Source organism: Mesorhizobium sp. M8A.F.Ca.ET.208.01.1.1, from assembly GCF_004791315.1.
Classification (GTDB): Bacteria; Pseudomonadota; Alphaproteobacteria; order Rhizobiales; family Rhizobiaceae; genus Mesorhizobium.
The window spans coordinates 16,320-37,616 of sequence record NZ_SRUT01000018.1 but is presented as its reverse complement, the minus strand read 5'-3'; the positions used below and the strand labels follow the sequence as shown (position 1 = coordinate 37,616).

Here is a 21,297-nt window from a genome sequence, read left to right as displayed (position 1 = left end):
GAGGAAGACATCCGCTTTCTGCTTCTTTCGACGAATTGACTATGTGCTACGGGAACCGCAGACCGGTCAGATCGGGAGGAAAGACATCAGGTTGGGAGGATTTAAGCATGGGCGAGGATCTATACGGCCATCATGCCGACCGCATCCAGGCGGCGATTGCCTCGGACGCTGCAGCGAAGTCCGCACTGGTTGCTTCCTGGCGACGGTCTTCCAATTTGCATCGGCTCGATCCAGCCGACTGTAGCCCCCCACGCTATCTGACGGAGGCGGAACTGGGACAGGCCGGGCAACGCATCGAACCTCTCGTCCAAGCTGCCCAATCGAGTCTCGACCGGCTCTATCTCGCGGTTGGCGGCGTCGGGTGCTGTGTCCTGCTTGCCGATCGTGACGGGGTGCCGGTCGAACGGCGCGGTGCGCCCGTCGATGACGAGACGTTTCGTTCCTGGGGTTTGTGGACTGGCTCCGTCTGGAACGAGGAAAGCCAAGGCACCAACGGGATCGGCACCTGTCTGGTCGAGCGGCGCGCTCTCACAATTCACCGTGACCAGCATTTCCATACGCGCAACACGCTGCTCAGTTGCACCACCGCTCCTATCCACGATCATGAAGGGAATCTTGTAGCCGCGCTTGACGTGTCTTCCTGCCGGGCTGATCTGACCGAAGCCTTCGCCAATCTCATCTCGATGGCTGTGGTCGACGCGGTGCGTCGGATCGAAGGTGAAAACTTCAAGATGGCATTCCCAAAGGCGCGAATTCTGCTCGCCCCAGTGACTGACAAAGGCTCCGGAGCGCTGATCGCCGTTGACGCGGACGATCTCGTGGTCGGCGCGACCCGTTCGGCGCGCCTGGCGCTTGGCATTACCCAGCAGTGTCTCGACAAGCCGATGCCCGCCGCCGATTTGTTCGGCTGGGCTGAGCGCGGCTCCAAAATTCTCGCTGAGGCAGAGCGCGGGGCTCTCCAGCGTGCACTCGCGCGCGCTGACGGAAATGTCTCGGCTGCAGCTCAGGCGCTAGGGATCAGCCGCGCGACGCTCCACCGCAAGCTCAACCGCCTGGATGTCCATCGGTCTCACTGAACTCCCTTGGCGACCATGACTGTCGCAATTCTGCGACACATCATGTCCGACCACGGTGACCAGTGCGGTGACAACTACGGGCGAAAATCGCAAGTCTCTTCCGAAGCGTCGCATCCCGCGACGTCAGCTTTGGGAGGAAGACACATGAACAAGGTTGAATTTTCACGCTCGGTCAAGGCGCCCTTCGACAAGCGCTATGGCAATTTCATCGGCGGCAAATGGGCCGAACCGCGGTCCGGCCGTTACTTCGAGAACCACTCGCCGGTAAACGGGCAGCTGCTGTGCGAGGTGGCGCGCTCAGATGCCCAGGACATCGATGCGGCCCTGGACGCGGCCCATGCCGCCAAGGATGCCTGGGGACGGACCAGCGTGGCCGAGCGGTCGCTTATCCTCAACCGCATCGCCGACCGCATGGAGGAGAACCTCGATCTCCTCGCCTGTGCAGAAACCTGGGACAATGGCAAGCCGATCCGGGAAACGACCGCGGCCGACCTGCCTCTGGCCATCGACCATTTCCGCTATTTCGCCGGCGCCGTGCGCGGCCAGGAAGGCAGCCTTTCGCAGATCGACGACGACACCGTCGCCTATCACTTCCATGAGCCGCTCGGCGTGGTCGGTCAGATCATCCCGTGGAACTTCCCGTTGCTGATGGCATGCTGGAAACTTGCTCCCGCGCTTGCGGCCGGCAACTGCGTGGTGCTGAAGCCAGCCGAGCAGACCCCGGCCGCTATCCTGCTCTGGGCCGATCTTATCGGCGATCTGCTGCCGGCAGGCGTGCTCAATATCGTCAACGGTTTCGGCCTCGAGGCCGGCAAGCCGCTCGCTTCGTCACCGCGCATCGCCAAAATCGCCTTTACCGGCGAGACCACGACGGGTCGGCTGATCATGCAATATGCCAGCCAGAACCTCATTCCCGTCACGCTGGAACTGGGAGGCAAGTCACCCAACATCTTCTTCAAGGATGTCGTCGCCGAAGACGACGATTTCTTCGACAAGGCTATCGAAGGCTTCGTCATGTTCGCGCTGAACCAGGGCGAGGTCTGCACCTGCCCCAGCCGGGCGCTCATCCATGAATCAATCTACGACAGGTTCATGGAACGCGCCCTCAAGCGCGTCGAGGCGATCGTGCAGGGCGACCCGCTCGATCCGGCGACGATGATCGGTGCTCAGGCCTCGTCTGAGCAGATGGAAAAGATCCTGTCCTACATCGACATCGGCCGCCAGGAAGGAGCGGAGTTGCTGACCGGTGGGGCGCGCAATCTTCTGCCGGGCGACCTCGCCGGCGGCTACTACGTCCAGCCCACGGTGTTCAAGGGTCACAACAAGATGCGCATCTTCCAGGAGGAAATATTTGGGCCGGTGGTATCGGTCACTACCTTCAAGGACGACGACGAAGCCCTCAGCATTGCCAACGATACGCTCTACGGTCTGGGCGCAGGCGTCTGGACACGCGATGCCAACCGCGCCTACCGCTTCGGCCGGGCAATCCAGGCTGGCCGCGTCTGGACCAATTGCTACCATGCCTACCCCGCGCATGCGGCCTTCGGCGGCTACAAGCAGTCCGGCATTGGCCGGGAGACCCACAAGATGATGCTCGACCACTACCAGCAGACCAAGAACATGCTGGTCAGCTACAGCCCGAAGAAGCTCGGCTTCTTCTGATCGCTGCGCCCATGCGCGCGGCCCCAAGGGACCGCGCGCATGACTGGAAACCGGATAAGACCATGCATGCAAAAGTCACAGCGACGCCGGCAGCCCTTGAACTGATCACGGAGATCGTCACCGATCATGGCCCGGTGCTGTTCCATCAGTCCGGTGGCTGCTGCGACGGCTCTTCGCCAATGTGCTATCCGGTGGCTGGCTTCATCATCGGTGACCAGGATGTGTTACTCGGCCACATCGGTGAGGCGCCATTCTACATCGGGGCCTCGCAATTCGAAGCCTGGAAGCACACCGATCTCATTATCGACGTGGTGGCTGGTCGCGGCGGCATGTTCTCGCTCGACAATGGACGCGAGAAGCGATTCCTGACGCGGTCGACGATTTGCGCTGTCAGATGAGGATGTGGGTCATCCATCGGGTCATGGACACGGCCGTCATAGGCTTGACGGCCCTGACACAACGTTCGGTCCCATCGCATTCGGTTCGCGACCAAGCCGCCGCTCAGACCGCTACCGAATGTCTCGCCTTGCCGGTTTCGAAATACTTGTCGAACTTCGCGGCGACGCTTCTGACAAAGGGCCGGCTTTCCACCGGCACGACGAAGTGGTCACCGTTCAATTCAAGCATCGGCGCTGGATCAAGCAGGGCGGTCGAGCTTGCCTTGCTGAGAAGCTTTTGGCCGGCTTCGCCGAAGCGCTCAACCAAGTCGATCGCGGAAAAGGCGAAATCGCACATCAGCCGTTCGATGATCCAGCCGCGAACGCGATCATCCACGGAGAACGCGATGCCTCTGACGGTCGCCAGCCCGCCGTCAGCCACCATGCGGCCATACTCTGTGGTCGAAGGCATGTTCTGTGCATAGCCTTGCCGATACTGGCTGATGGATGACGGACCGAGGCCGATCAAGGTTTCGCAGCGATCCTCGGTATAGCCCTGGAAGTTGCGGTGCAACGTCCCTGAGCGCGCGGCCAGCGCCAGCGCATCGCCTGGTTTTGCGAAATGGTCGAGCCCAATTGCTTCATATCCTTGGTCGAGGATGGCGCGCGCTGCCAGTTGCGATTGGGCGAACCGCTCCTCCGGGCCTGGCAACCAGGCGTCGTCGATCATTGTCTGATGTTTCTTGAACCATGGCACATGAGCATAGCCAAAAAGCGCGATCCGGTCCGGCTCCAGCGACAGCGCCTGTTGGACCGTGGATAGGACACTCTCCCTGGTCTGGTGCGGCAAACCGTAGAGCAGGTCCAGGTTGACCGATTCGACACCGCGCGAGCGAACGCCGTCGACGACGGCTTTGGTCTGCAAAAAGGTCTGCTCGCGATTGATGGCCTTCTGGACCTTGGGGTCGAAATCCTGGACGCCGAGGCTCGCTCTCGTCATGCCTATTTCGGCAAGCGCGTCGAGGCGGGCTTCGTCCATGTCGTTGGGTTCGATTTCGACGCTGATCTTGGCGCCGGGGAGGAATGCAAAGCTGTTGCGCAGCACTGTTGCCAGCGCCACTATGTCCTGCGGTTTGAGCATCGTCGGCGAACCGCCGCCGAAATGGACGGCATGCACGCGGCCCTTGCCTCCGACAAGACTGGCAACGGTAGAGATCTCGGCATGCAGTGAGCGAAGATAGGCCGTCACGGGCTCGTAGTGGCGCGTCTGCTTGGTATGGCAGGCACAGAACCAGCAAAGCTTGTCGCAATAGGGGATGTGCAAATAGAGCGAGATCTCGTCGCCCTCGTTGAGCGCCTGCAGCCAGCCACGACAAGCGGCAGCATCGACGCCCGGATGAAAATGCGGCGCCGTTGGGTAGCTGGTATAGCGCGGCACGTTCTCACCAAGTCTGGCAACTAGATCTGGCCGCATGTCGCAATCAACTCCGGGCTGTGTCGCGCGATACTGCTCACCAGGGGCGACAACCGCCTTGATCTCGGTCAATGCCCATCGGCTGCGGACAAACTGCCGCAAGGCTTTTTGCTGGGCCGATGCTATATCCTGACGGGACCTTTGGTTCCGCGGACGACCACGATGACAGTGCGCCAGGATGTACACAGCGCCGGCATTCCCGTGCTTTGCCAATCATGCGAAGCGCGGCACCACGGTGTTTGCGGAGCGCTCGATCCCGAACAATTGGTCGGCCTCGCCAAGACCTCGTCGAAGCATACCGTTGAACCGGGCGTGGAATTGATTGGCGACGCCGAAACCGTCGACAGTTACTCGAACGTGCTTTCCGGCGTGGTCAAGCTTACAAAGAGCCTTTCGGACGGGCGCCAGCAGATTGTCGGGCTTCAATTTGCTCCCGATTTTCTGGGCCGGCCCTTCAAGGTGGAAAGCGCGATCAACGCCGAAGCCGCAACGGCAGTCTCCCTGTGCTCGTTTCCGAAGGCCGCCATCGAACGGATGATGAAGGAATCGCCGGAACTGGAGCACCGTCTCTTCAAGCAGACGCTGAATGAACTCGATGACGCCCGCGATTGGATGGTGACGCTGGGCCGCAAGAGTGCTTCGGAAAAGGTGGCGAGCTTTCTTCTCATGATCGCCAGAAACATCGACCCCACGCTTGACCCGGCCGCCCAGTCGACAAGTTTCGATCTGCCTTTGACCCGCGCCGACATCGCCGATTTCCTTGGTCTGACCATCGAGACCGTCAGCCGCCAGTTGACCAGGCTGCGATCAGATAGCGTAATCCGGATAGAGAACAATCGGCATGTTGTCGTGGATAGCTTGGACCGGCTGCAGCGACGCTCCGGCGCCTAGGATCAATCGACGATCCCGATCATAGGGAGGACGTGCTCGCGTTCAAACGCTATGTGCCGGCGCAAGTTCTCGAACAGGCCGCGTAACATGAAACCGATGGCCTCGGGGTTCTCGACTGTCTCGCCATGACCGATGGCCAGCAGAATTTCGGTCACCTCACCGGCAAAGCACTCATCTTCCACATGTTCAGCCCGCAGTCGCCGGGTTGAAGCAAGGTTCGCATTACTGCCGACCACGGCCTCCTCGTAGGCGGGGAAGATGACTGTCTCTTCATATCGATGGATGTCGCGCAGCAGCGGGACGATGGCGTTGGCCGTGCCGAGGCACTTCAGACGATCGACGCTGGGCAATGCATCCGCGATTCTCTCCAAGGCATCGCAGAGTTGCAACTTTTCCCTGTGCGCGCGCTTCATCACCGCGGCCGGGACCACTTCTGTGGATCGGTCAACTGGTGCGGCATCTCCATCGCGTACTTCGAACAGCGACGATCCTGGCCCTTTCTTCCGGCTCAACGGCGACCCTCCAGTCATTTGCAGACCAACGCTGCCCAATCCGAAAGCACTGAGCTTTGACATGGATCAAGGCGGCGACAACGCAACTGCTGAATTGGTGTCCACGCGGATTGGCGTCCGCGCATCGGTATCCAAGGTCGGGGGCATCTCATGAAGTTCGGCACACCAATCTTCGCTTTGGGCCTGTTCACATTTGCGGCTCTGGTGGCCGCCGGCTTCGGTGCAGATGAGCCTTTCCGACAGCATATGTGGGTGCTTTTTTTCGTGCTGCTCGGTTTTGTCGCCATCCTCCTCCGCAACACGAAATTCGACGTGGCCGCGCCGGTCGACCCCTCCGCTTACATGGACGGACCCATCCGCTACGGCGCCATCGCCACAATGTTCTGGGGGGTGGTCGGCATGCTGGTCGGCGTCGTCATCGCGCTGCAGCTTGCCTACCCTGATCTCAATATCCAGCCCTGGTTCAATTTCGGCCGCCTGCGGCCGCTGCACACGTCGGGCGTCGTCTTCGCCTTCGGCGGCAATGCGCTGCTGTGCACATCATTATACGTCGTGCAACGCACCTGTCGCGCCCGGCTCTTCGGGGGCGATCTCGCCTGGTTCGTGTTCTGGGGTTACCAGCTCTTCATCGTGATGGCCGCGACCGGCTACCTGCTCGGTATCACCGAAAGCCGCGAATACGCCGAACCCGAATGGTATGTCGACATCTGGCTGACAATCGTCTGGGTTGCCTACCTCATCCTGTTCCTTGGCACGATCCTGAAGCGCAAGGAACCGCATATCTATGTCGCCAACTGGTTCTATCTGTCCTTCATCGTCACCATCGCGATGCTGCACGTCGTCAACAATCTGTCGATGCCGGCTTCTTTCCTTGGATCGAAGAGCTACTCGGCGTTCTCGGGTGTCCAGGACGCCCTGACGCAATGGTGGTACGGCCACAATGCCGTCGGCTTCTTCCTCACGGCCGGCTTCCTCGGCATGATGTATTATTTCGTTCCCAAGCAGGCGAACCGGCCGATTTATTCCTACCGGCTGTCGATCATTCACTTCTGGGCGCTGATCTTCCTCTACATCTGGGCAGGTCCGCACCACCTCCACTACACGGCCCTGCCCGACTGGGCGCAGACATTGGGCATGGTGTTTTCGATCATGCTTTGGATGCCGTCATGGGGCGGCATGATCAACGGCCTGATGACGCTCTCGGGCGCCTGGGACAAGATCCGCACCGATCCAATCATCCGCATGATGGTGATGGCCATCGCCTTCTACGGCATGTCCACCTTCGAGGGACCGATGATGTCGATCAAGACGGTCAACTCACTGTCGCACTATACCGACTGGACCGTCGGCCACGTCCATTCCGGTGCGCTCGGCTGGGTCGGCATGATCTCGTTCGGCGCGATCTACTACATGGTGCCGAAGCTCTGGAACCGTGAACGTCTTTATTCGCTGCGGCTGGTCACCTGGCACTTCTGGCTGGCGACGCTCGGCATCGTTGTCTACGCGGCGGTGATGTGGGTATCCGGCATCATGCAGGGTCTGATGTGGCGTGAATACGACGAGCAGGGTTTCCTGGTCTACTCCTTTGCTGAAACCGTCGCCGCCATGCACCCATACTATGTCATGCGTGCCATCGGCGGGGCCATGTACCTCTCCGGCGCCCTGATCATGGCCTGGAACATCACCATGACCATCCTTGGATACAAGCGCGCGGAAGAGCCGATGCCGGGCTCCGCACCCTCCCTGCAGCCTGCCGAATAAGGAGCCAGAGAATGAGCCTGATGGACAGACACGCACTCATCGAGAAGAACGCCACGCTTCTTCTCGTTGGCTCGCTTCTTGTGGTGACCGTCGGCGGCATCGTCGAGATCGCGCCGCTCTTCTACCTCGACAACACGATCGAGAAGGTGGAAGGCATGCGCCCCTATTCGCCGCTCGAACTTGTCGGGCGCAACATCTACGTGCGCGAAGGTTGCTACCTCTGCCACAGCCAGATGATCAGGCCGTTTCGCGACGAGGTCGAGCGTTACGGCCACTACAGCCTGGCTGCGGAGTCGATGTACGACCACCCCTTCCAGTGGGGATCCAAACGCACCGGGCCAGATCTCGCCCGGGTTGGTGACCGTTATTCGAATGCCTGGCACGTCGCGCACCTTGCCGACCCACGCTCGGTGGTGCCGGAATCGGTCATGCCGAGCTATGCCTTCCTGAAGGACGCGCAGATCGAGGTGAAGGATTTCTCTACGCACCTGATCGCCAACAGGCGTGTCGGTGTCCCCTATAGCGATGACATGATCGCCAACGCCAACGCCGATCTGATGGCGCAGGCCGACCCGAATGCCGACACCTCCGGCCTTCAGAAAAGATATCCCAAAGCCAAGGTCGGCGACTTCGACGGCAATCCGCAAAAGGTGACCGAAATGGATGCCCTCGTTGCGTATCTGCAGATGCTCGGCACATTGGTCGATTTCAAGAATTACGACGAAGCCGCCGGCTACCGTTGAGGAGAGTTATCCATGCAATACAATTTGATGCGGGAGTTTGCTGACAGTTGGGGCCTGGTCGCCATGGCGCTTTTCTTTGTCGGGGCAATTGTCTTCTCCCTCCGCCCTGGCAGTCGCAAGCTGGCCGACGAGGCTGCCCGGATTCCCCTTGAGGACGAGTAATCATGAGCGACGAGCACATCGACGAAATCTCTGGCGTCTCAACCACGGGCCACGAATGGGACGGCATCAGGGAGCTGAACAATCCGCTTCCGCGCTGGTGGGTCATGACTTTCTACCTCACCATCGTCTGGGCGATCGGCTACACGATCGCCTATCCGGCATGGCCACTGCTGCACTCGGCGACGAAGGGTGTGCTCGGCTATTCCAGCCGCGGCGAGGTCAAGAACGAGCTGACCACGGCTGAAGCCGCCAAAGGCAAATATGTCGCGGCGGTGCAATCCAAGAGCGTCTCGGAGATAGCCGCGGACGATGCCTTGCGCGAATTCGCAGTCGCTGCAGGTGGCGCCGCATTCAAGGTCAATTGCGTGCAATGTCACGGCTCGGGTGCCCAGGGCTCCAAGGGCTTTCCCAATCTCAACGACGACGACTGGCTTTGGGGCGGCAAGGCTGAGCAGATCCAGCAGACGATCACGCATGGTATCCGCTTCGCGTCCGATCCGGACACGCGCTTGTCGGAAATGCCGGCCTTTGCCGACATCATAACCGCCGACCAGATCGCACAGGTCAGCGCCTACGTCGCCAGCCTGTCCGGCAAGGTCCACGATGCTAGTCTGATCCAGCCCGGGGCCAAGGTCTTCGCAGAAAACTGCGTTGCCTGTCATGGTGACAACGCGAAAGGCAACAAGGAGCTCGGCGCCCCCGACCTGACCGACGCGATCTGGCTCTATGGCTCAGGCGAGACGGCAATCGCCGACCAGGTTCGCGCACCCAAGCAGGGCGTCATGCCAGCCTGGGGAGCGCGTCTTGGCGAAACCAAGGTCAAGGAACTGGCCGTCTACATCCATTCGCTTGGCGGTGGGGAATAGGAAGCGGGGACCTGTTCTCGACCCTTCACCTTCCAGGCGACGAGGCCCGGCCCAGCCGGGCCTCGACTCTTTTCCGCAACGCCAAGATTGACTTGCATCAACGCGGGCAGGTCCACCGGGCGGCATTGTTGCCCGGCGCATTCAAATCGCCGTCTGCGTGTAGAGCGGAGAAAAGTCGTTGCTGGACAATACGCAGGTAGAGCGGTTGGAAGCCGAGGCGGTCAATTCCGCCAAGATCCGTCAGCCTCTTTATGCGCCGCGCAAGAAGATCTTTCCAAAGCGCGCCTCAGGCAGCTTTCGCCGCTTCAAATGGCTGGTGATGGCGATCACGCTTGGCATCTACTATCTGACGCCGTGGCTGCGTTGGGACCGTGGTCCGTTTGCACCCGACCAGGCGGTGCTGCTCGATGTCGCCAATCGGCGCTTCTACTTGTTCTTCATCGAGATATGGCCGCAGGAATTCTTCTATGTGGCGGGCCTCCTGGTCATGGCCGGCGTCGGTCTTTTCCTGATCACCTCGACTGTCGGCCGTGCCTGGTGTGGCTATGCGTGCCCTCAGACGGTGTGGGTCGATCTGTTCCTCGTCGTCGAACGCGCGATAGAAGGCGACCGCAATGCCCGCATGAAGCTCGATACGGGTCCCTGGACCGCCCGCAAACTGGTGCTGCGCGTATCAAAGCATGCGATCTGGCTGGTCATCGGCGCGGCGACTGGAGGCGCCTGGATTTTTTACTTTGCTGACGCACCGACACTGCTCGGCCAGCTCTGGACCGGCAGCGCCGCACCCGTGGCCTACATCACCATCGCCGTGCTGACGGCAACCACCTACACGTTCGGCGGCCTGATGCGTGAACAGGTCTGCACCTATATGTGCCCATGGCCGCGCATTCAGGCGGCCATGCTTGACGAAAATTCTCTCACCGTCACCTACAACGACTGGCGCGGCGAACCGCGTTCGCGTCACGCCAAGAAAGTGCTGGCGGTTGGCCAGCCCGCAGGTGACTGTGTCGACTGCAACGCCTGTGTCGCGGTCTGCCCGATGGGGATCGACATTCGCGATGGCCAGCAGCTCGAATGCATCACCTGCGCGCTTTGCATCGACGCCTGCGACGGTGTCATGGACAAGCTCGGCAGGGAGCATGGGCTGATCGCTTATGCGACGCTGTCCGACTACAACGCCAATATGATGCTGGCGACAGCAGGCGGCTCCAGCCCAGTCAATCCATCGCTCGTCAGGACCGCTGGCGGCGGTTTCTCCGACAAGGTAGCGCATTTTCACATTCGCAAGATCTTTCGGCCGCGCACCTATGTCTACATGGGCTTGTGGTCGCTGATCGGCCTTGGCCTGCTCTATTCCCTGCTGACGCGCGATCGGCTCGAACTAAACGTGCTGCATGATCGCAATCCTCAGTTCGTCACGCTTTCCGACGGGTCTATCCGCAATGGCTATACCGTCAAACTGCTCAACATGATCCCCGAGCCGAGGACGATCGTCGTCACGATTCAAGGCTTGTATGGAGCTGACATGAGCGTGGTCGGCGAAGACATCCCGGCAGGCCGCTCCTTCGCCATTCCGGTCGAACCCGACCGCCTGAAAATGCTGAAGGTCTTCGTCCGCCAGCCGGCGGACCAGATCCGCGCCCCGGCGCAGACCTTCAAATTCCGCGTCGAGGACAAGGCCAGCTTCGAGTCCAACGAATACACCGCCACTTTCAACGCTCCAGAGGCCGCCAGATGACCGCCAATGCCCAGAAGCCTCGGGAATTCACGGGCCGGCACATGCTGGTCATTGTCCTCGCCTTTTTCGGGGTGGTGATCGCGGTCAACCTGACCATGGCAACGCTTGCCAACACCAGTTGGACCGGCCTCGTCGTCGAAAATACCTATGTTGCGAGCCAGCAATTCAACAAGCAGGCGCAGGAGGGCCGCGCGCAAGCGGCACTCGGCTGGACAGGCAAGCTAACCATCGCATGGGGCGAAGTCCGCTACAGCATCGCCGACGCAGCCGGCAAGCCAGTTCCTCTGCACGGCGTGAAGATGCTGTTTCGTCATCCCGCATACGAGAAGGAGGACAAGTCGGTCACGCTGGCCCTTGCTTCAGGCCAGGAATTCGCGGCGCAGCATATGCCAAAGGACGGCGTCTGGATCGTCGAGGTCGACGCCGATGCCGGCCTGGACAGGCCGTACCGAGACGTCCGTCGAATCATGATTTCCCATGGAACGCTGCAATGAGTTGTTGTGCACCGGGCGCCGAAATGGCGCTGGACCTGGGCAGCTCCGCATCGACGCTGCCATCCAGCCAGGAGATCCGGCTCGCCAGCCGCTCGCTTGGCGACAATCTTCGGCAGACCGATCTTTCAGTGCCGACGGTTCATTGCGCCGCCTGCATCCAGACGATCGAGACGGCGCTGGGAAAGCTCGGCAATGTCGAAGGCTCGCGTGTCAACCTTTCGACGAAACGCGTCGCGATACGGTGGCGTGGGGACGAGGTGCCACCCTTCGTCGCCGCGCTTGGCAGGCTAGGCTACGAGGCGCACCTGTTCGAAGCCGACGCTGATAGGAGAGACAGAACGCTTGCCGAACTGATCCGCGCCGTCGCCGTTGCCGGCTTCGCGGCCGGAAACATCATGCTGTTGTCGGTCTCGGTCTGGTCAGGCGCCGAAGGGGCCACCCGCGACCTGTTTCACTGGGTCTCCGCGCTGATCGCCATTCCGGCGCTCGCCTTCGCCGGCGGTATCTTTTTCCGATCGGCCTGGAATGCGCTGCGCCATGGCCGCATGAACATGGACGTTCCGATCGCGGTCGGTGTTTCACTTGCCTACGCGATGAGCCTCTATGAGACGATCAACCATGGCGAGCACGCCTATTTCGATGCTTCGGTATCGCTGCTGTTTTTCCTGTTGATCGGCCGCACGCTGGATCACGTAATGCGGGAACGTGCCCGCACCGCGGTGAAAGGCCTGTCGCAGCTGGCCTCGCGTGGCGCCATGGTGGTTCGCGGCGATGGTGCGCGCGACTATCTACCAGTCGGCGAGATCGAACCGGGCATGCGGTTGTTGATCGCAGCTGGCGAAAGAATCCCCGTCGACGGCAAGATCATCCAGGGAGCGTCGGATCTCGACTGCTCGCTGGCTTCAGGCGAAAGCACGCCAAAAAACGTAGGGCCCGGTGAAGCCGTGCAGGCCGGCGTGCTCAATATCACCGGCCCGCTGACCATCGAAGCCACTGCCGCCGCAAGGGATTCGTTCCTGGCGGAGATGGTGCGGCTGATGGAGGCCGCGGAGGGCGGCCGCGCGCACTATCGCCGCATCGCCGACCGCGTCTCGGCGCTCTACGCCCCTGTAGTGCATCTCACCGCCTTCTTGACATTCCTTGGCTGGGTGGCGGCGACCGGCGACTGGCACCGGGCCATGACGATCGCTATCGCTGTTCTCATCATCACGTGCCCCTGCGCGCTTGGCCTGGCAGTGCCGATCGTTCAGGTGGTCGCCGCGCGGCGCCTGTTCGAGAACGGCATCATGGTCAGGGACGGCTCGGCCATGGAGCGCCTGGCAACAATCGACACGGCTGTGTTCGACAAGACCGGCACGCTGACGCTCGGCCAGCCCCGACTCGTCAACGCGCCATCGGTCAGCCCAGATATGCTGGCCCTGGCGGCCGACCTGGCCACGCATTCGCGCCATCCATTCTCAAAGGCCATAGCCGGCTTTGCCACTCTGGGCGGCCGGTTCAAATTCGAGGCCGTCACCGAGCATCCTGGGTTCGGAATCGAGGCCACTGCAGCCGGGAGCACATGGCGCCTGGGCCGACGCGGATGGGCCGGCTGGAAGGCTCGAACTGGCGGCGAAGGCAAACACGGATACGGTGGAACGGTCCTGACAAAGAATGGGATGATTGTCGCATCCTTCATTTTCGACGATGTGCTTCGCGCCGATGCCACACCAGCCATCGATCGGTTACACGACGCCGGGGTATCTGTCGAAATGCTGTCAGGGGATACAGCGGCAGCCTGCGCCGACGTTGCGAAGGTGCTTGGTGTCGAAGACTTTGTCCCCTGCCTGCTGCCATCCGGCAAGGTCGAACGCATCGAGACCTTGGCGAAAGACGGACACAGGGTTCTGATGGTTGGCGACGGTCTCAACGACACGCCGGCACTAAGCGCTGCGCATGTATCGATTGCACCGGCGACCGCCGCTGATATTGGCCGCAACGCTGCGGACTTCGTCTTCCTGCGCGAGAGCCTTATGGCCGTCCCGCTGGCGTTGGACGTCTCGCGCCAGGCAGGACGCCTGATCCGGCAGAACATCGTCATCGCGATCGTCTACAATGCGGTCGCAGTACCGATAGCGATCCTCGGGCACGTTACGCCCCTGATCGCGGCGATCGCCATGTCCGCCTCATCGCTGCTTGTCATTGGCAATGCTCTACGCCTGCGATCGTCGCAACCGTTCTCAACGGCCAAGGATGTTCGCCGCAACAGGGTGTCCAACTTCAACAACCTGGTCCGATCGTCATGACCACTCTCACCTACCTCATACCCGTCGCTCTCTTTCTTGGTGCGCTTGGCTTGGGGGGATTCCTGTGGGCATTGAAGAGTGGCCAATACGAAGATCTCGACGGAGCCGCCGAGCGAATCCTGATTGATCTGGAAGACAAAAGCGGCGACTGATATTCAGAAAGACGCTGGTGGCAGCGCACCGTTACTGAAAACCGCGACACCGGACTTTCACATGTCAAATCGTGACCCACAAGACCTCTGTATCCCGAGCTGTTGTTCCTGCGATTAACAACACAGTTTGAGCCAGCGCAAAGAGGGCTAGCGTCAGGTCATGTACCTTCTGCTCATCCGCAACGGTCGAGAGACAGGAGATTGACATGATTACGCGACGCGAAGCCCTCTTTGGAGCCGCGCTTGGCGCTGTTGCTGTTGCAGCACTGCCCGCATTGTCGGCCACGGTTACAAAGGCAGAGATTCGCGGGCTGCCCCGCGAGAAGATCACGCTCGTAGCACCACCGTTCGTGCATCCGCATGATCAGATCGCCAAGGGCGGTCCGAAGATCGTCGAATTTACCATGACGATCGAGGAAAAGCCTGTCGTCATCGATGCCGAAGGCACGAAGCTCAATGCGATGACCTACAACGGCTCGATCCCTGGCCCACTGATGGTCGTGCATCAGGACGACTATATCGAGCTGACGCTCATCAATCCCGATACCAACTCGCTAGCCCACAATATCGATTTCCACGCGGCTACCGGCGCGCTGGGTGGCGGCGGCTTGACCTTGATCAATCCCGGTGAACAGGTGACCCTTCGCTTCAAGGCGACGCGGACGGGAACGTTTGTCTATCACTGCGCACCTGGGGGCGCGATGATCCCATGGCATGTCGTTTCCGGCATGAACGGCGCCATCATGGTGCTGCCGCGTGACGGGCTCAGGAACGACAAGGGCGAACCGGTCAAGTACGACAAGATCTTCTACATCGGCGAGAGTGATTTCTATATTCCGCGCGACGAGAAGGGCAATTTCAAGAGCTACGAATCCGCCGGCGACGGCTACGACGACACCGTCAAGGTCATGCGCGGTCTCGTTCCGACGCATGTGGTGTTCAACGGCAAGGTCGGATCCCTGACCGGCGACAACGCCATGAAGTCGAAGGTCGGCGAAACGGTGCTTATCGTCCATTCACAGGCCAACCGCGATACGCGGCCGCACCTGATCGGCGGCCACGGCGATTACGTCTGGGAACAGGGCAAATTCGCCAACCCGCCGTCCAAGGATCTCGAGACATGGTTCATCCGTGGCGGTTCTGCCGGCTCGGCGCTCTACACCTTCCTGCAACCGGGCGTCTACGCCTACGTCAACCACAACCTGATCGAGGCCGTCGAACTTGGAGCCACCGCTCATTTCAAGGTCGAGGGCGAGTGGGATGACGACCTGATGACGCAGGTCGAAGCGCCCAAACCCATCGCCACCAATTGAATGGCACTCCGATATGCCCGGACAGAGACGCTCTCCGGGCATGGAGAAAACACATGTCGCCTCTCATAATGAAGCTCGTTCCGATCGCTGTGGCAGCCTTAGCCTTGCCGGTTGGGCTCTCGATGCAGGCAGCCGGCGGTCATCGGCCGCCCGACGCCGTTGCCAGGACGGTCAGCATTGATCCCCATTCGATCGTCTATCCGATGCCGGGCGAGTATCTTAAGGACGGACGCCCTCAGGCCAATCCCAAGGTTGAGCGGCACCTGGAAGGCCCCCTGGAGGTCATGGCGTACCAAGTCAGCGCGGCCGATTACGCAGCTTGTGTGTCGGCCGGCGCCTGTCGGCCGGCGGAGGAAACCCGCTCAGTCCCGCGTGACGCACCCGCAACCGGCGTGAGTTACCTCGACGCCGTTGCCTACGCCCGGTGGTATACTGAAGCAACCGGCAGTCAGTGGCGGTTGCCATCCGACGAAGAATGGGCCCTTGCGGCAGCCGAGCGGTTCGCTGGCGAATTCGAGGGTGTCGAAAACGATGCCAACAACCCCGCCAGGCGTTGGCTGGCCAGCTATCAGGCGGAGGTCGAACTCAATCGCAAACCCGACCCGTTGCCCAGGAGCCGCGGCTCTTTCGGACTGAATTCGCGCGGTCTTGCCGACTTTTCCGGCAACGTCTGGGAGTGGACTTCAACCTGCTATGTCCGCACGACGCTCGCCGAAGACGGCAGCGATGTTGCGAGCTCGGTCAACAATTGCGGGGTTCACGTCCTGGAAGGCCTGCACAGAGCCTATATGTCGAATTTCGTCAGCGACGGGAAAAGCGGAGGTTGCGCCGTTGGTTTGCCTCCCGACAATCTGGGGTTCAGGTTGGTCTTGGACCATCGGGGGTGGGTGGGCCGTATCCTCGCCCACCTCAGCTTCGGCTGACAAAATCAGGAATAGCTCCGCTCCGTTCTCGTCTTGGGGGTCGCCTGCTCTGCCGCCTCACCGCGCCTTGGGCGTCATCAATGCCATCCCGCAGACCAGGATGAAGCCGGCAAATGCCGCGACCCATGCGACGCCCGCCATGTCGATTACCGCGCCATAGGGGACGAAGGCGGCCAGAATTCTCAATAATCCCGCGAGAAGGATGGCTACGAAGATAAACAAGGCGCCTTTTCCAGCCTTCAGCTCTCGGCCGGTGTGCCCGAGCGTCGCGCGGGTCATGACAGCAAGCGTCATGGCGCCGACCGCACCAGCTCCAAGCGCGTGGAGCCCTGCAGCGGCCGGCACGATAACAGGAAAGAAAATCGCCGCCGAAACCAAGGCGAGACCGATCGGCACAAAGGCGTATGCAAGATGGAGCATGAGCACCAGCGGATCCGGCAAGGTGCGCTCGCCAGCCCAGCGCGACAAACGCCACGCCTGGCAGGTTGCGGCAATGGCCATGAGCGTTCCTGAGGTGGCGCTGTCGGGGGCGAACGTCCATGTTGCCAATGCGATGGCCGAGATGGTTATCGAAGCGATGTCGAATCGGTCAAATGGCGCCGGCAGCCTGCCGGGATTTTCGCGCACGAGCCAGTTGCGTGTGAAGCTCGGAATAATTCGCCCGCCGATCAGCGAGATGAGCAGGATCGCGGCAGCCATGCCGAGTCTTCGGCTGATGTCCGACACGCCCTCAACATGGGCCTCGATGTGGAACGCGCCGTTCGCGGACGCCAGCACGACGAGCGGCAGCAGCACCTTGAGGTTTCGCCAGTTGCGTCCCGCGACGATTTCGCGGGCTGCCGCGGCAGCCACCGCAAGCAGAAATGAGCCATCGACCATAGCTGCTGCTTCCCAGCCAATGTCTGCCGAGAAGAAGACAGCGGCGCGGCCGGCAAGCCATAGGACGACCAGCGCCAGCAGCGGCAGTCCTTGCACGGGAAGCCGGCCGGTCCAGTTGGGGATGGCTGTCAGCAGAAACCCGGTCACGATCGCCGGCAGATAGCCGAACAGCATCTCGTGGACATGCCAGTCGACCGGAACAAACACACTATGGGCTTCGAGGCCGCCCGCATACATCGGCAGCCAGAGCAGAATGGAGAGCCCCGCATAAAGCGACCCGAGAAAGAAGAAGGGTCTGAACCCATAGGAGAGAAAAGCCGGACCGGAATAGTCCCGCAGACGTGGAATTGCCATGACCTACATCCTGAAATGAACAGGGCCGGATGAACCGCCGCCCTCGGTCCGTCCGGCCCATGCCCGCCCGTTTGTGGCAGGCAGGCTATCTCATGCCGATCAGTTGGCGGGAATCTGGGTGAACAGATCCGCGAACACCGTCTTTGCCTTGCCAGGATGTTTGACCGCTTTCGCGGTATCGAGATTGACCGGCTTGCCGACGACGATCATCGCGACCATGCCCATGCCGTAGTGGGGCGCGCATTTGACGCCATAGACACCCTCCTTGGTCAGCGTGACGGTGATTTCCTCACTGGGCTTGCCCTTGAAAGGCTCGGCGCCATCCGGGATCATGCCCTTGATCGACTCGGCGTCGTGGCTCTTGTCGGTCGGCACGAACTTGACGGTGTCGCCGGGTGCGGCCTTGACGAAAGCCGGCTGGAAAACCATTGCGCCCTTTTCGCCCTTGTTGAGCATCTGCACGACGTGCTCTTCGGCGCTTGCGCCGCCAGCGAGCGCGAGAAGGGAGATTGCGGCGGCGAAGATAGTGCGTTTCATCGAATTGTCCTTTGTCTCATGTTCGCGGCGTTGCGCCGTTCCCTCTCATTTAGCCTGATGCCCCCGCGAACAATTTGCGCTGGCGCAAACTCGCGATAAGAATGGTTGGCACTGTGCTGGCGCGGTGTCTTGGGGTCGTGAGGAGATACGTTTGGCTGCTCTGGACCGATCTCTGATATCGCAGCTGCCGCTCTTCCAGGGGATGACTGCGGAAGAACAAAGCGAAATCCTGCGAAGCGCACGGTCGTCACGCTATGCCAAGGAATCCACGATCTTCGAGCAGGAGACAGAGGCTCATTCGTTTTTTGTGCTGATTTCTGGCCATATCCGCGTCGTTCGCACTACGCCGGACGGACAACAGGTCATTGCCAGATACATCAGTGAAGGCGAAATCTTTGGTGTCGCCGCGGCGCTCGGCCGAACGACCTATCCCGCCAGCGCCCTCGCGGCCGTCGACTGCGTGGTACTGACGTGGCCCAACGCTCTGTGGGCGGAGATGGCGCGACGATTCCCGGCATTTGGGGCAACCACCTACAGAACCGTCGGTACCCGGCTGCAGGAGACCCAGACGCGGGTGGTGGAGATGTCGACCGAACAGGTCGAGCAAAGGATCGCGCATGCCTTGTTGCGGCTGGCAAACCAGACCGGCCGAAAGACCGAAAGCGGTATCGAAATCGACTTCCCGATTTCGAGACAGGACATCGCCGAGATGACAGGCACGACGCTGCACACCGTCAGCCGGATGCTCAGCAGGTGGGAAGACATCGGAATAATCGCCAGCGGCCGCCAGAAAGTCACGGTCAAGGATGCCCATCGCCTTGTGGTTCTCGCCGAGAACCCGGGCAAACACTGACGATCACCGTTCGCCCCGGATAGTCGCGTCCAGATCGGCCAGGAAACGCGCCTCATCCACGCAGTGCTCATGGCACGCCTCGGCCACGGTGTGGAACGTGCCGATCGGACAGCCGACACAAAGCATCCTGTAGCTGAGCAGCACGGCCACGCTTGCCGGCCATTTCCTCATCATCTCGTCAACCACCGTATTGGGAGTGATAGACCTGGGTTTCTTCACGACGCAGTCCTCCGCGATTTGCGAAGCCCTCGTCATAGTTCGCTCAGGGGACGGCTTCGTTGCGCTTTCGCAACTTCATGGAACCAGCGCTGAAACGTCTTGAGGCAATACTATCTTGCGTGACGAAAAAGTACTCGCAGCCATCGGAGCGGATATGGCTGCCGCGCCGTCATATGGCAGTACCGACGAGCGCGCCGATACCTGCGGTCAGCGCCATTGCCGCCGCGCCCCAAAAGGTGACGCGAACCGTTGCTTTCAGCACATTGGCTCCGCCGGCTTTGGCTCCGATGGCGCCCAGGACCGCCAGGAACAGGAGTGAGGCAACAGACACCGTTGCGGCAAGCCAAGCGGCCGGCGAAACAAGCACCATCGCCAAAGGCATGGCCGCGCCAACCGAAAATGCTGCCGCCGAGGTCAGCGCGGCCTGGATTGGTCTGGCCGTGGTGACTTCGGAGATGCCGAGTTCGTCGCGAGCGTGGGCGCCGAGCCCATCCTTCGCCATCAATTGGTCGGCGACCTGCGAGGCAAGGGTCGGCTCGACGCCTCGTCTGACATAGATCTCTGCAAGTTCCTGCCGCTCGAAATCTGGTTGTGTCGCCAGTTCCTCTCTCTCACGCGCAAGGTCGGCTCGTTCGGTGTCGGACTGCGAACTGACCGAGACATACTCGCCTGCCGCCATCGACATCGCACCGGCGACCAGTCCGGCGACGCCGGCCACCAGAACATTGGAGGCCGCGGCATCGGCTGCCGCCACGCCAACGATCAGGCTTGCCGTCGACACGATGCCGTCATTGGCGCCGAGCACGGCAGCGCGCAACCAGCCGACGCGGGATACAAGATGGTTTTCATTGTGCAGCCGGCTCATGATATCACGGCGCCCCGCCGTTCAGGTCGCAGCATCCTGACCAGCGCCGCAATTGTCCAATGCAGCAATATCTGGGTTCCGGTGTATCCGGCTGGCTTGTTGGCAACAATCATAGGCAGTTTACCTGGTTTGAGAGAACCTTCCTACATCGCCGCTCATGCGGCAATCTTGATCTAGGACAAGCCAATCTACCGGCTGACACCCTCTCCCGGCGGTCCATTCTCGACCCTTCGGCAACGAAAGTCATAAGACAAGCTTTCACTGTCCCCTCGCAGTTCGACCTCGGCTGACAGCCAGTTGTCAGCTTGGTTGTGGGATATTGCCTCCGAAGCGGACCAGACGGGTCGCGTTTGCAAGGTTCAATGTGGAAGCACTTCCGATGAAAGAGATTGCCCTGTCACTTTTGGTGATCGCCGCCTCGGGCGTTTATGTCTGGGATCAGGCCGGCAAGGATTCGGCAAACGATATGCTCGGCGAGGCGCTGCCGGCCGACGCAGCCGAAGCGCCTTCCGTGCAGCCAAAAGAACCCGCATCCGCTGCGGCTTTGCAGCTGCTTCGCACCTCGCCGGCGCCCCTCGATCTCCGGTTTAGAACAAGGTTCCCGATTTCCGGGGAAACGACAGCTGGCATAGGAACGCCTGCCGAACGCCCCAATGATCCAGTCAAGCCGACAGTGGTTCCGGTGGCGCCACAACCGTCCCCAACGCCAGTGGCGCCGTCTGTCGCCGATCCTGCCTCGTCAGCGCCTTCCTTCGCCGTTACGCCCGCCGTCTACATACCAGTCCCGCAGCCGAGGCCGGCATATCCGGATGCACCAGCACGGGTCGTCCGGGTGGGCATGAAGCTCGCCGCAAAGAGCTATGCCGACGGCGTCTACACCGGCCCGACGGCCGATGCCTATTACGGCATCATCCAGATTCAGGCCCTCGTACAGGGCGGGCAACTGACGGCGCTGAAAGTGCTGAAATATCCCTCCGACCGCCGCACCTCCGTCAACATCAACAGGCAGGCGCTCCCCATGCTGCGCGACGAAGCGATCAGCGCCCAGAGCGCCGATGTCGATATTATTTCGGGCGCGACGCTAACCAGCAGGGCTTTCATCCAGTCGCTGCGCGGCGCGCTGAAGAAAGCGTCGTCGTAGGTCCATGCGCGACACGCGAA

At 61.1% G+C, this 21,297-nt stretch carries 22 protein-coding genes; 16 read left to right on the top strand and 6 right to left on the bottom strand.

The features are described 5' to 3' along the window. Positions 1-107 precede the first annotated feature (107 nt). The 3 genes from EN851_RS33865 (at position 108) to EN851_RS33855 (ending at position 3,136) form a co-directional block, all read left to right on the top strand. Positions 108-1,076, top strand: coding sequence for a helix-turn-helix domain-containing protein (locus EN851_RS33865; RefSeq protein WP_127275976.1), 969 nt, complete (start codon positions 108-110; stop codon positions 1,074-1,076). A gap of 144 nt (positions 1,077-1,220) precedes the next feature. Further along, positions 1,221-2,738, top strand: coding sequence for an aldehyde dehydrogenase (adh, locus tag EN851_RS33860; RefSeq protein ID WP_127873536.1), 1,518 nt, complete (start codon positions 1,221-1,223; stop codon positions 2,736-2,738). 62 nt (positions 2,739-2,800) lie between these two features. Next, positions 2,801-3,136 (top strand): DUF779 domain-containing protein, encoded by a 336-nt coding sequence (locus EN851_RS33855; protein ID WP_127275978.1) that lies wholly within the window; start codon positions 2,801-2,803, stop codon positions 3,134-3,136. Between the two features lie 103 nt (positions 3,137-3,239). Here EN851_RS33855 and hemN read toward each other — a convergent pair whose 3' ends face one another. Beyond that, positions 3,240-4,589, bottom strand: a complete 1,350-nt coding sequence (gene hemN, locus EN851_RS33850; protein WP_127873535.1) for an oxygen-independent coproporphyrinogen III oxidase — start codon at positions 4,587-4,589, stop codon at positions 3,240-3,242. 162 nt (positions 4,590-4,751) lie between these two features. On the opposite strand from hemN, the gene EN851_RS33845 reads away from it, so the two are divergent. Next, on the top strand, positions 4,752-5,480 hold the full coding sequence (locus tag EN851_RS33845; RefSeq protein WP_127275980.1) for a Crp/Fnr family transcriptional regulator: 729 nt from the start codon (positions 4,752-4,754) through the stop codon (positions 5,478-5,480). A gap of 2 nt (positions 5,481-5,482) precedes the next feature. Here the strand turns inward: EN851_RS33845 and EN851_RS33840 are convergent, their stop codons facing one another. Further along, a complete protein-coding gene (locus EN851_RS33840) occupies positions 5,483-5,893 on the bottom strand; it encodes a hemerythrin domain-containing protein (RefSeq protein WP_127275988.1) in 411 nt (136 codons plus the stop codon). Between the two features lie 249 nt (positions 5,894-6,142). Between EN851_RS33840 and ccoN the strand changes: the two genes are divergently transcribed. The 10 genes from ccoN to EN851_RS33790 all read left to right on the top strand — a co-directional run bounded on the left by ccoN (position 6,143) and on the right by EN851_RS33790 (position 16,429). Continuing rightward, positions 6,143-7,753 carry a cytochrome-c oxidase, cbb3-type subunit I gene (gene ccoN, locus EN851_RS33835; RefSeq protein WP_127275981.1) on the top strand — a complete coding sequence of 537 codons (1,611 nt, stop codon included), beginning with the start codon at positions 6,143-6,145 and terminating at the stop codon, positions 7,751-7,753. A gap of 11 nt (positions 7,754-7,764) precedes the next feature. Next, positions 7,765-8,496, top strand: coding sequence for a cytochrome-c oxidase, cbb3-type subunit II (gene ccoO / locus EN851_RS33830; protein WP_135931010.1), 732 nt, complete (start codon positions 7,765-7,767; stop codon positions 8,494-8,496). Between the two features lie 12 nt (positions 8,497-8,508). Next, positions 8,509-8,658, top strand: coding sequence for a cbb3-type cytochrome c oxidase subunit 3 (locus EN851_RS33825; protein ID WP_127275983.1), 150 nt, complete (start codon positions 8,509-8,511; stop codon positions 8,656-8,658). A gap of 2 nt (positions 8,659-8,660) precedes the next feature. Continuing rightward, a complete protein-coding gene (ccoP, locus tag EN851_RS33820) occupies positions 8,661-9,524 on the top strand; it encodes a cytochrome-c oxidase, cbb3-type subunit III (RefSeq protein ID WP_135931009.1) in 864 nt (287 codons plus the stop codon). Positions 9,525-9,702: 178 nt separating this feature from the next. Next, positions 9,703-11,262, top strand: coding sequence for a cytochrome c oxidase accessory protein CcoG (ccoG, locus tag EN851_RS33815; RefSeq protein WP_135931008.1), 1,560 nt, complete (start codon positions 9,703-9,705; stop codon positions 11,260-11,262). Further along, entirely contained in the window at positions 11,259-11,756 is a 498-nt protein-coding gene (locus EN851_RS33810; RefSeq protein WP_127275577.1) for a FixH family protein, read from the top strand. Before ccoG ends, EN851_RS33810 begins: the two co-directional genes overlap by 4 nt. Continuing rightward, the gene (locus EN851_RS33805; RefSeq protein WP_135884090.1) at positions 11,753-14,041 is read left to right on the top strand and encodes a cation-translocating P-type ATPase; all 2,289 of its coding nucleotides are present in this window, start codon (positions 11,753-11,755) and stop codon (positions 14,039-14,041) included. The genes EN851_RS33810 and EN851_RS33805 overlap by 4 nt, the downstream gene beginning before the upstream one ends. Further along, positions 14,038-14,193: a cbb3-type cytochrome oxidase assembly protein CcoS gene (gene ccoS / locus EN851_RS33800; RefSeq protein WP_127275575.1), complete on the top strand. Its 156-nt coding sequence runs from the start codon at positions 14,038-14,040 to the stop codon at positions 14,191-14,193. Before EN851_RS33805 ends, ccoS begins: the two co-directional genes overlap by 4 nt. A gap of 206 nt (positions 14,194-14,399) precedes the next feature. Next, positions 14,400-15,506, top strand: a complete 1,107-nt coding sequence (nirK, locus tag EN851_RS33795) for a copper-containing nitrite reductase (protein WP_127275574.1) — start codon at positions 14,400-14,402, stop codon at positions 15,504-15,506. Positions 15,507-15,559: 53 nt separating this feature from the next. Continuing rightward, on the top strand, positions 15,560-16,429 hold the full coding sequence (locus EN851_RS33790; RefSeq protein ID WP_135931007.1) for an SUMF1/EgtB/PvdO family nonheme iron enzyme: 870 nt from the start codon (positions 15,560-15,562) through the stop codon (positions 16,427-16,429). Positions 16,430-16,486: 57 nt separating this feature from the next. On the opposite strand, the gene EN851_RS33785 is transcribed toward EN851_RS33790, so the two are convergent. Both EN851_RS33785 and EN851_RS33780 read right to left on the bottom strand, forming a co-directional pair. Then, the gene (locus EN851_RS33785; RefSeq protein WP_135931006.1) at positions 16,487-17,662 is read right to left on the bottom strand and encodes an NnrS family protein; all 1,176 of its coding nucleotides are present in this window, start codon (positions 17,660-17,662) and stop codon (positions 16,487-16,489) included. 99 nt (positions 17,663-17,761) lie between these two features. Beyond that, complete coding sequence (locus EN851_RS33780) at positions 17,762-18,199, bottom strand: pseudoazurin (RefSeq protein ID WP_127275571.1); 438 nt, start codon at positions 18,197-18,199, stop codon at positions 17,762-17,764. Between the two features lie 151 nt (positions 18,200-18,350). Here EN851_RS33780 and EN851_RS33775 point away from each other — a divergent pair, with 151 nt between their 5' ends. Further along, a complete protein-coding gene (locus tag EN851_RS33775) occupies positions 18,351-19,052 on the top strand; it encodes a Crp/Fnr family transcriptional regulator (RefSeq protein WP_135931005.1) in 702 nt (233 codons plus the stop codon). A gap of 3 nt (positions 19,053-19,055) precedes the next feature. Here the strand turns inward: EN851_RS33775 and EN851_RS33770 are convergent, their stop codons facing one another. After that, the gene (locus EN851_RS33770) at positions 19,056-19,271 is read right to left on the bottom strand and encodes a DUF1858 domain-containing protein (protein WP_135884085.1); all 216 of its coding nucleotides are present in this window, start codon (positions 19,269-19,271) and stop codon (positions 19,056-19,058) included. A 169-nt stretch (positions 19,272-19,440) separates the two neighbouring features. Next, positions 19,441-20,136: a VIT family protein gene (locus tag EN851_RS33765; protein ID WP_127873525.1), complete on the bottom strand. Its 696-nt coding sequence runs from the start codon at positions 20,134-20,136 to the stop codon at positions 19,441-19,443. A 379-nt stretch (positions 20,137-20,515) separates the two neighbouring features. Here EN851_RS33765 and EN851_RS33755 point away from each other — a divergent pair, with 379 nt between their 5' ends. Beyond that, positions 20,516-21,277 carry an FMN-binding protein gene (locus EN851_RS33755; RefSeq protein WP_127275567.1) on the top strand — a complete coding sequence of 254 codons (762 nt, stop codon included), beginning with the start codon at positions 20,516-20,518 and terminating at the stop codon, positions 21,275-21,277. The last annotated feature ends 20 nt before the right edge of the window (positions 21,278-21,297 follow it).

What these genes read in the sequence shown, in the direction of transcription:
- EN851_RS33865 (WP_127275976.1), top strand. Translation starts at nt 108, where the DNA reads ATGGGCGAGGATCTATACGGCCATCATGCCGACCGCATCCAGGCGGCG.
- adh (WP_127873536.1), top strand. Translation starts at nt 1,221, where the DNA reads ATGAACAAGGTTGAATTTTCACGCTCGGTCAAGGCGCCCTTCGACAAG.
- EN851_RS33855 (WP_127275978.1), top strand. Translation starts at nt 2,801, where the DNA reads ATGCATGCAAAAGTCACAGCGACGCCGGCAGCCCTTGAACTGATCACG.
- hemN (WP_127873535.1), bottom strand. Translation starts at nt 4,589, where the DNA reads ATGCGGCCAGATCTAGTTGCCAGACTTGGTGAGAACGTGCCGCGCTAT.
- EN851_RS33845 (WP_127275980.1), top strand. Translation starts at nt 4,752, where the DNA reads ATGACAGTGCGCCAGGATGTACACAGCGCCGGCATTCCCGTGCTTTGC.
- EN851_RS33840 (WP_127275988.1), bottom strand. Translation starts at nt 5,893, where the DNA reads ATGAAGCGCGCGCACAGGGAAAAGTTGCAACTCTGCGATGCCTTGGAG.
- ccoN (WP_127275981.1), top strand. Translation starts at nt 6,143, where the DNA reads ATGAAGTTCGGCACACCAATCTTCGCTTTGGGCCTGTTCACATTTGCG.
- ccoO (WP_135931010.1), top strand. Translation starts at nt 7,765, where the DNA reads ATGAGCCTGATGGACAGACACGCACTCATCGAGAAGAACGCCACGCTT.
- EN851_RS33825 (WP_127275983.1), top strand. Translation starts at nt 8,509, where the DNA reads ATGCAATACAATTTGATGCGGGAGTTTGCTGACAGTTGGGGCCTGGTC.
- ccoP (WP_135931009.1), top strand. Translation starts at nt 8,661, where the DNA reads ATGAGCGACGAGCACATCGACGAAATCTCTGGCGTCTCAACCACGGGC.
- EN851_RS33810 (WP_127275577.1), top strand. Translation starts at nt 11,259, where the DNA reads ATGACCGCCAATGCCCAGAAGCCTCGGGAATTCACGGGCCGGCACATG.
- EN851_RS33805 (WP_135884090.1), top strand. Translation starts at nt 11,753, where the DNA reads ATGAGTTGTTGTGCACCGGGCGCCGAAATGGCGCTGGACCTGGGCAGC.
- ccoS (WP_127275575.1), top strand. Translation starts at nt 14,038, where the DNA reads ATGACCACTCTCACCTACCTCATACCCGTCGCTCTCTTTCTTGGTGCG.
- nirK (WP_127275574.1), top strand. Translation starts at nt 14,400, where the DNA reads ATGATTACGCGACGCGAAGCCCTCTTTGGAGCCGCGCTTGGCGCTGTT.
- EN851_RS33790 (WP_135931007.1), top strand. Translation starts at nt 15,560, where the DNA reads ATGTCGCCTCTCATAATGAAGCTCGTTCCGATCGCTGTGGCAGCCTTA.
- EN851_RS33785 (WP_135931006.1), bottom strand. Translation starts at nt 17,662, where the DNA reads ATGGCAATTCCACGTCTGCGGGACTATTCCGGTCCGGCTTTTCTCTCC.
- EN851_RS33780 (WP_127275571.1), bottom strand. Translation starts at nt 18,199, where the DNA reads ATGAAACGCACTATCTTCGCCGCCGCAATCTCCCTTCTCGCGCTCGCT.
- EN851_RS33765 (WP_127873525.1), bottom strand. Translation starts at nt 20,136, where the DNA reads ATGAGCCGGCTGCACAATGAAAACCATCTTGTATCCCGCGTCGGCTGG.
- EN851_RS33755 (WP_127275567.1), top strand. Translation starts at nt 20,516, where the DNA reads ATGAAAGAGATTGCCCTGTCACTTTTGGTGATCGCCGCCTCGGGCGTT.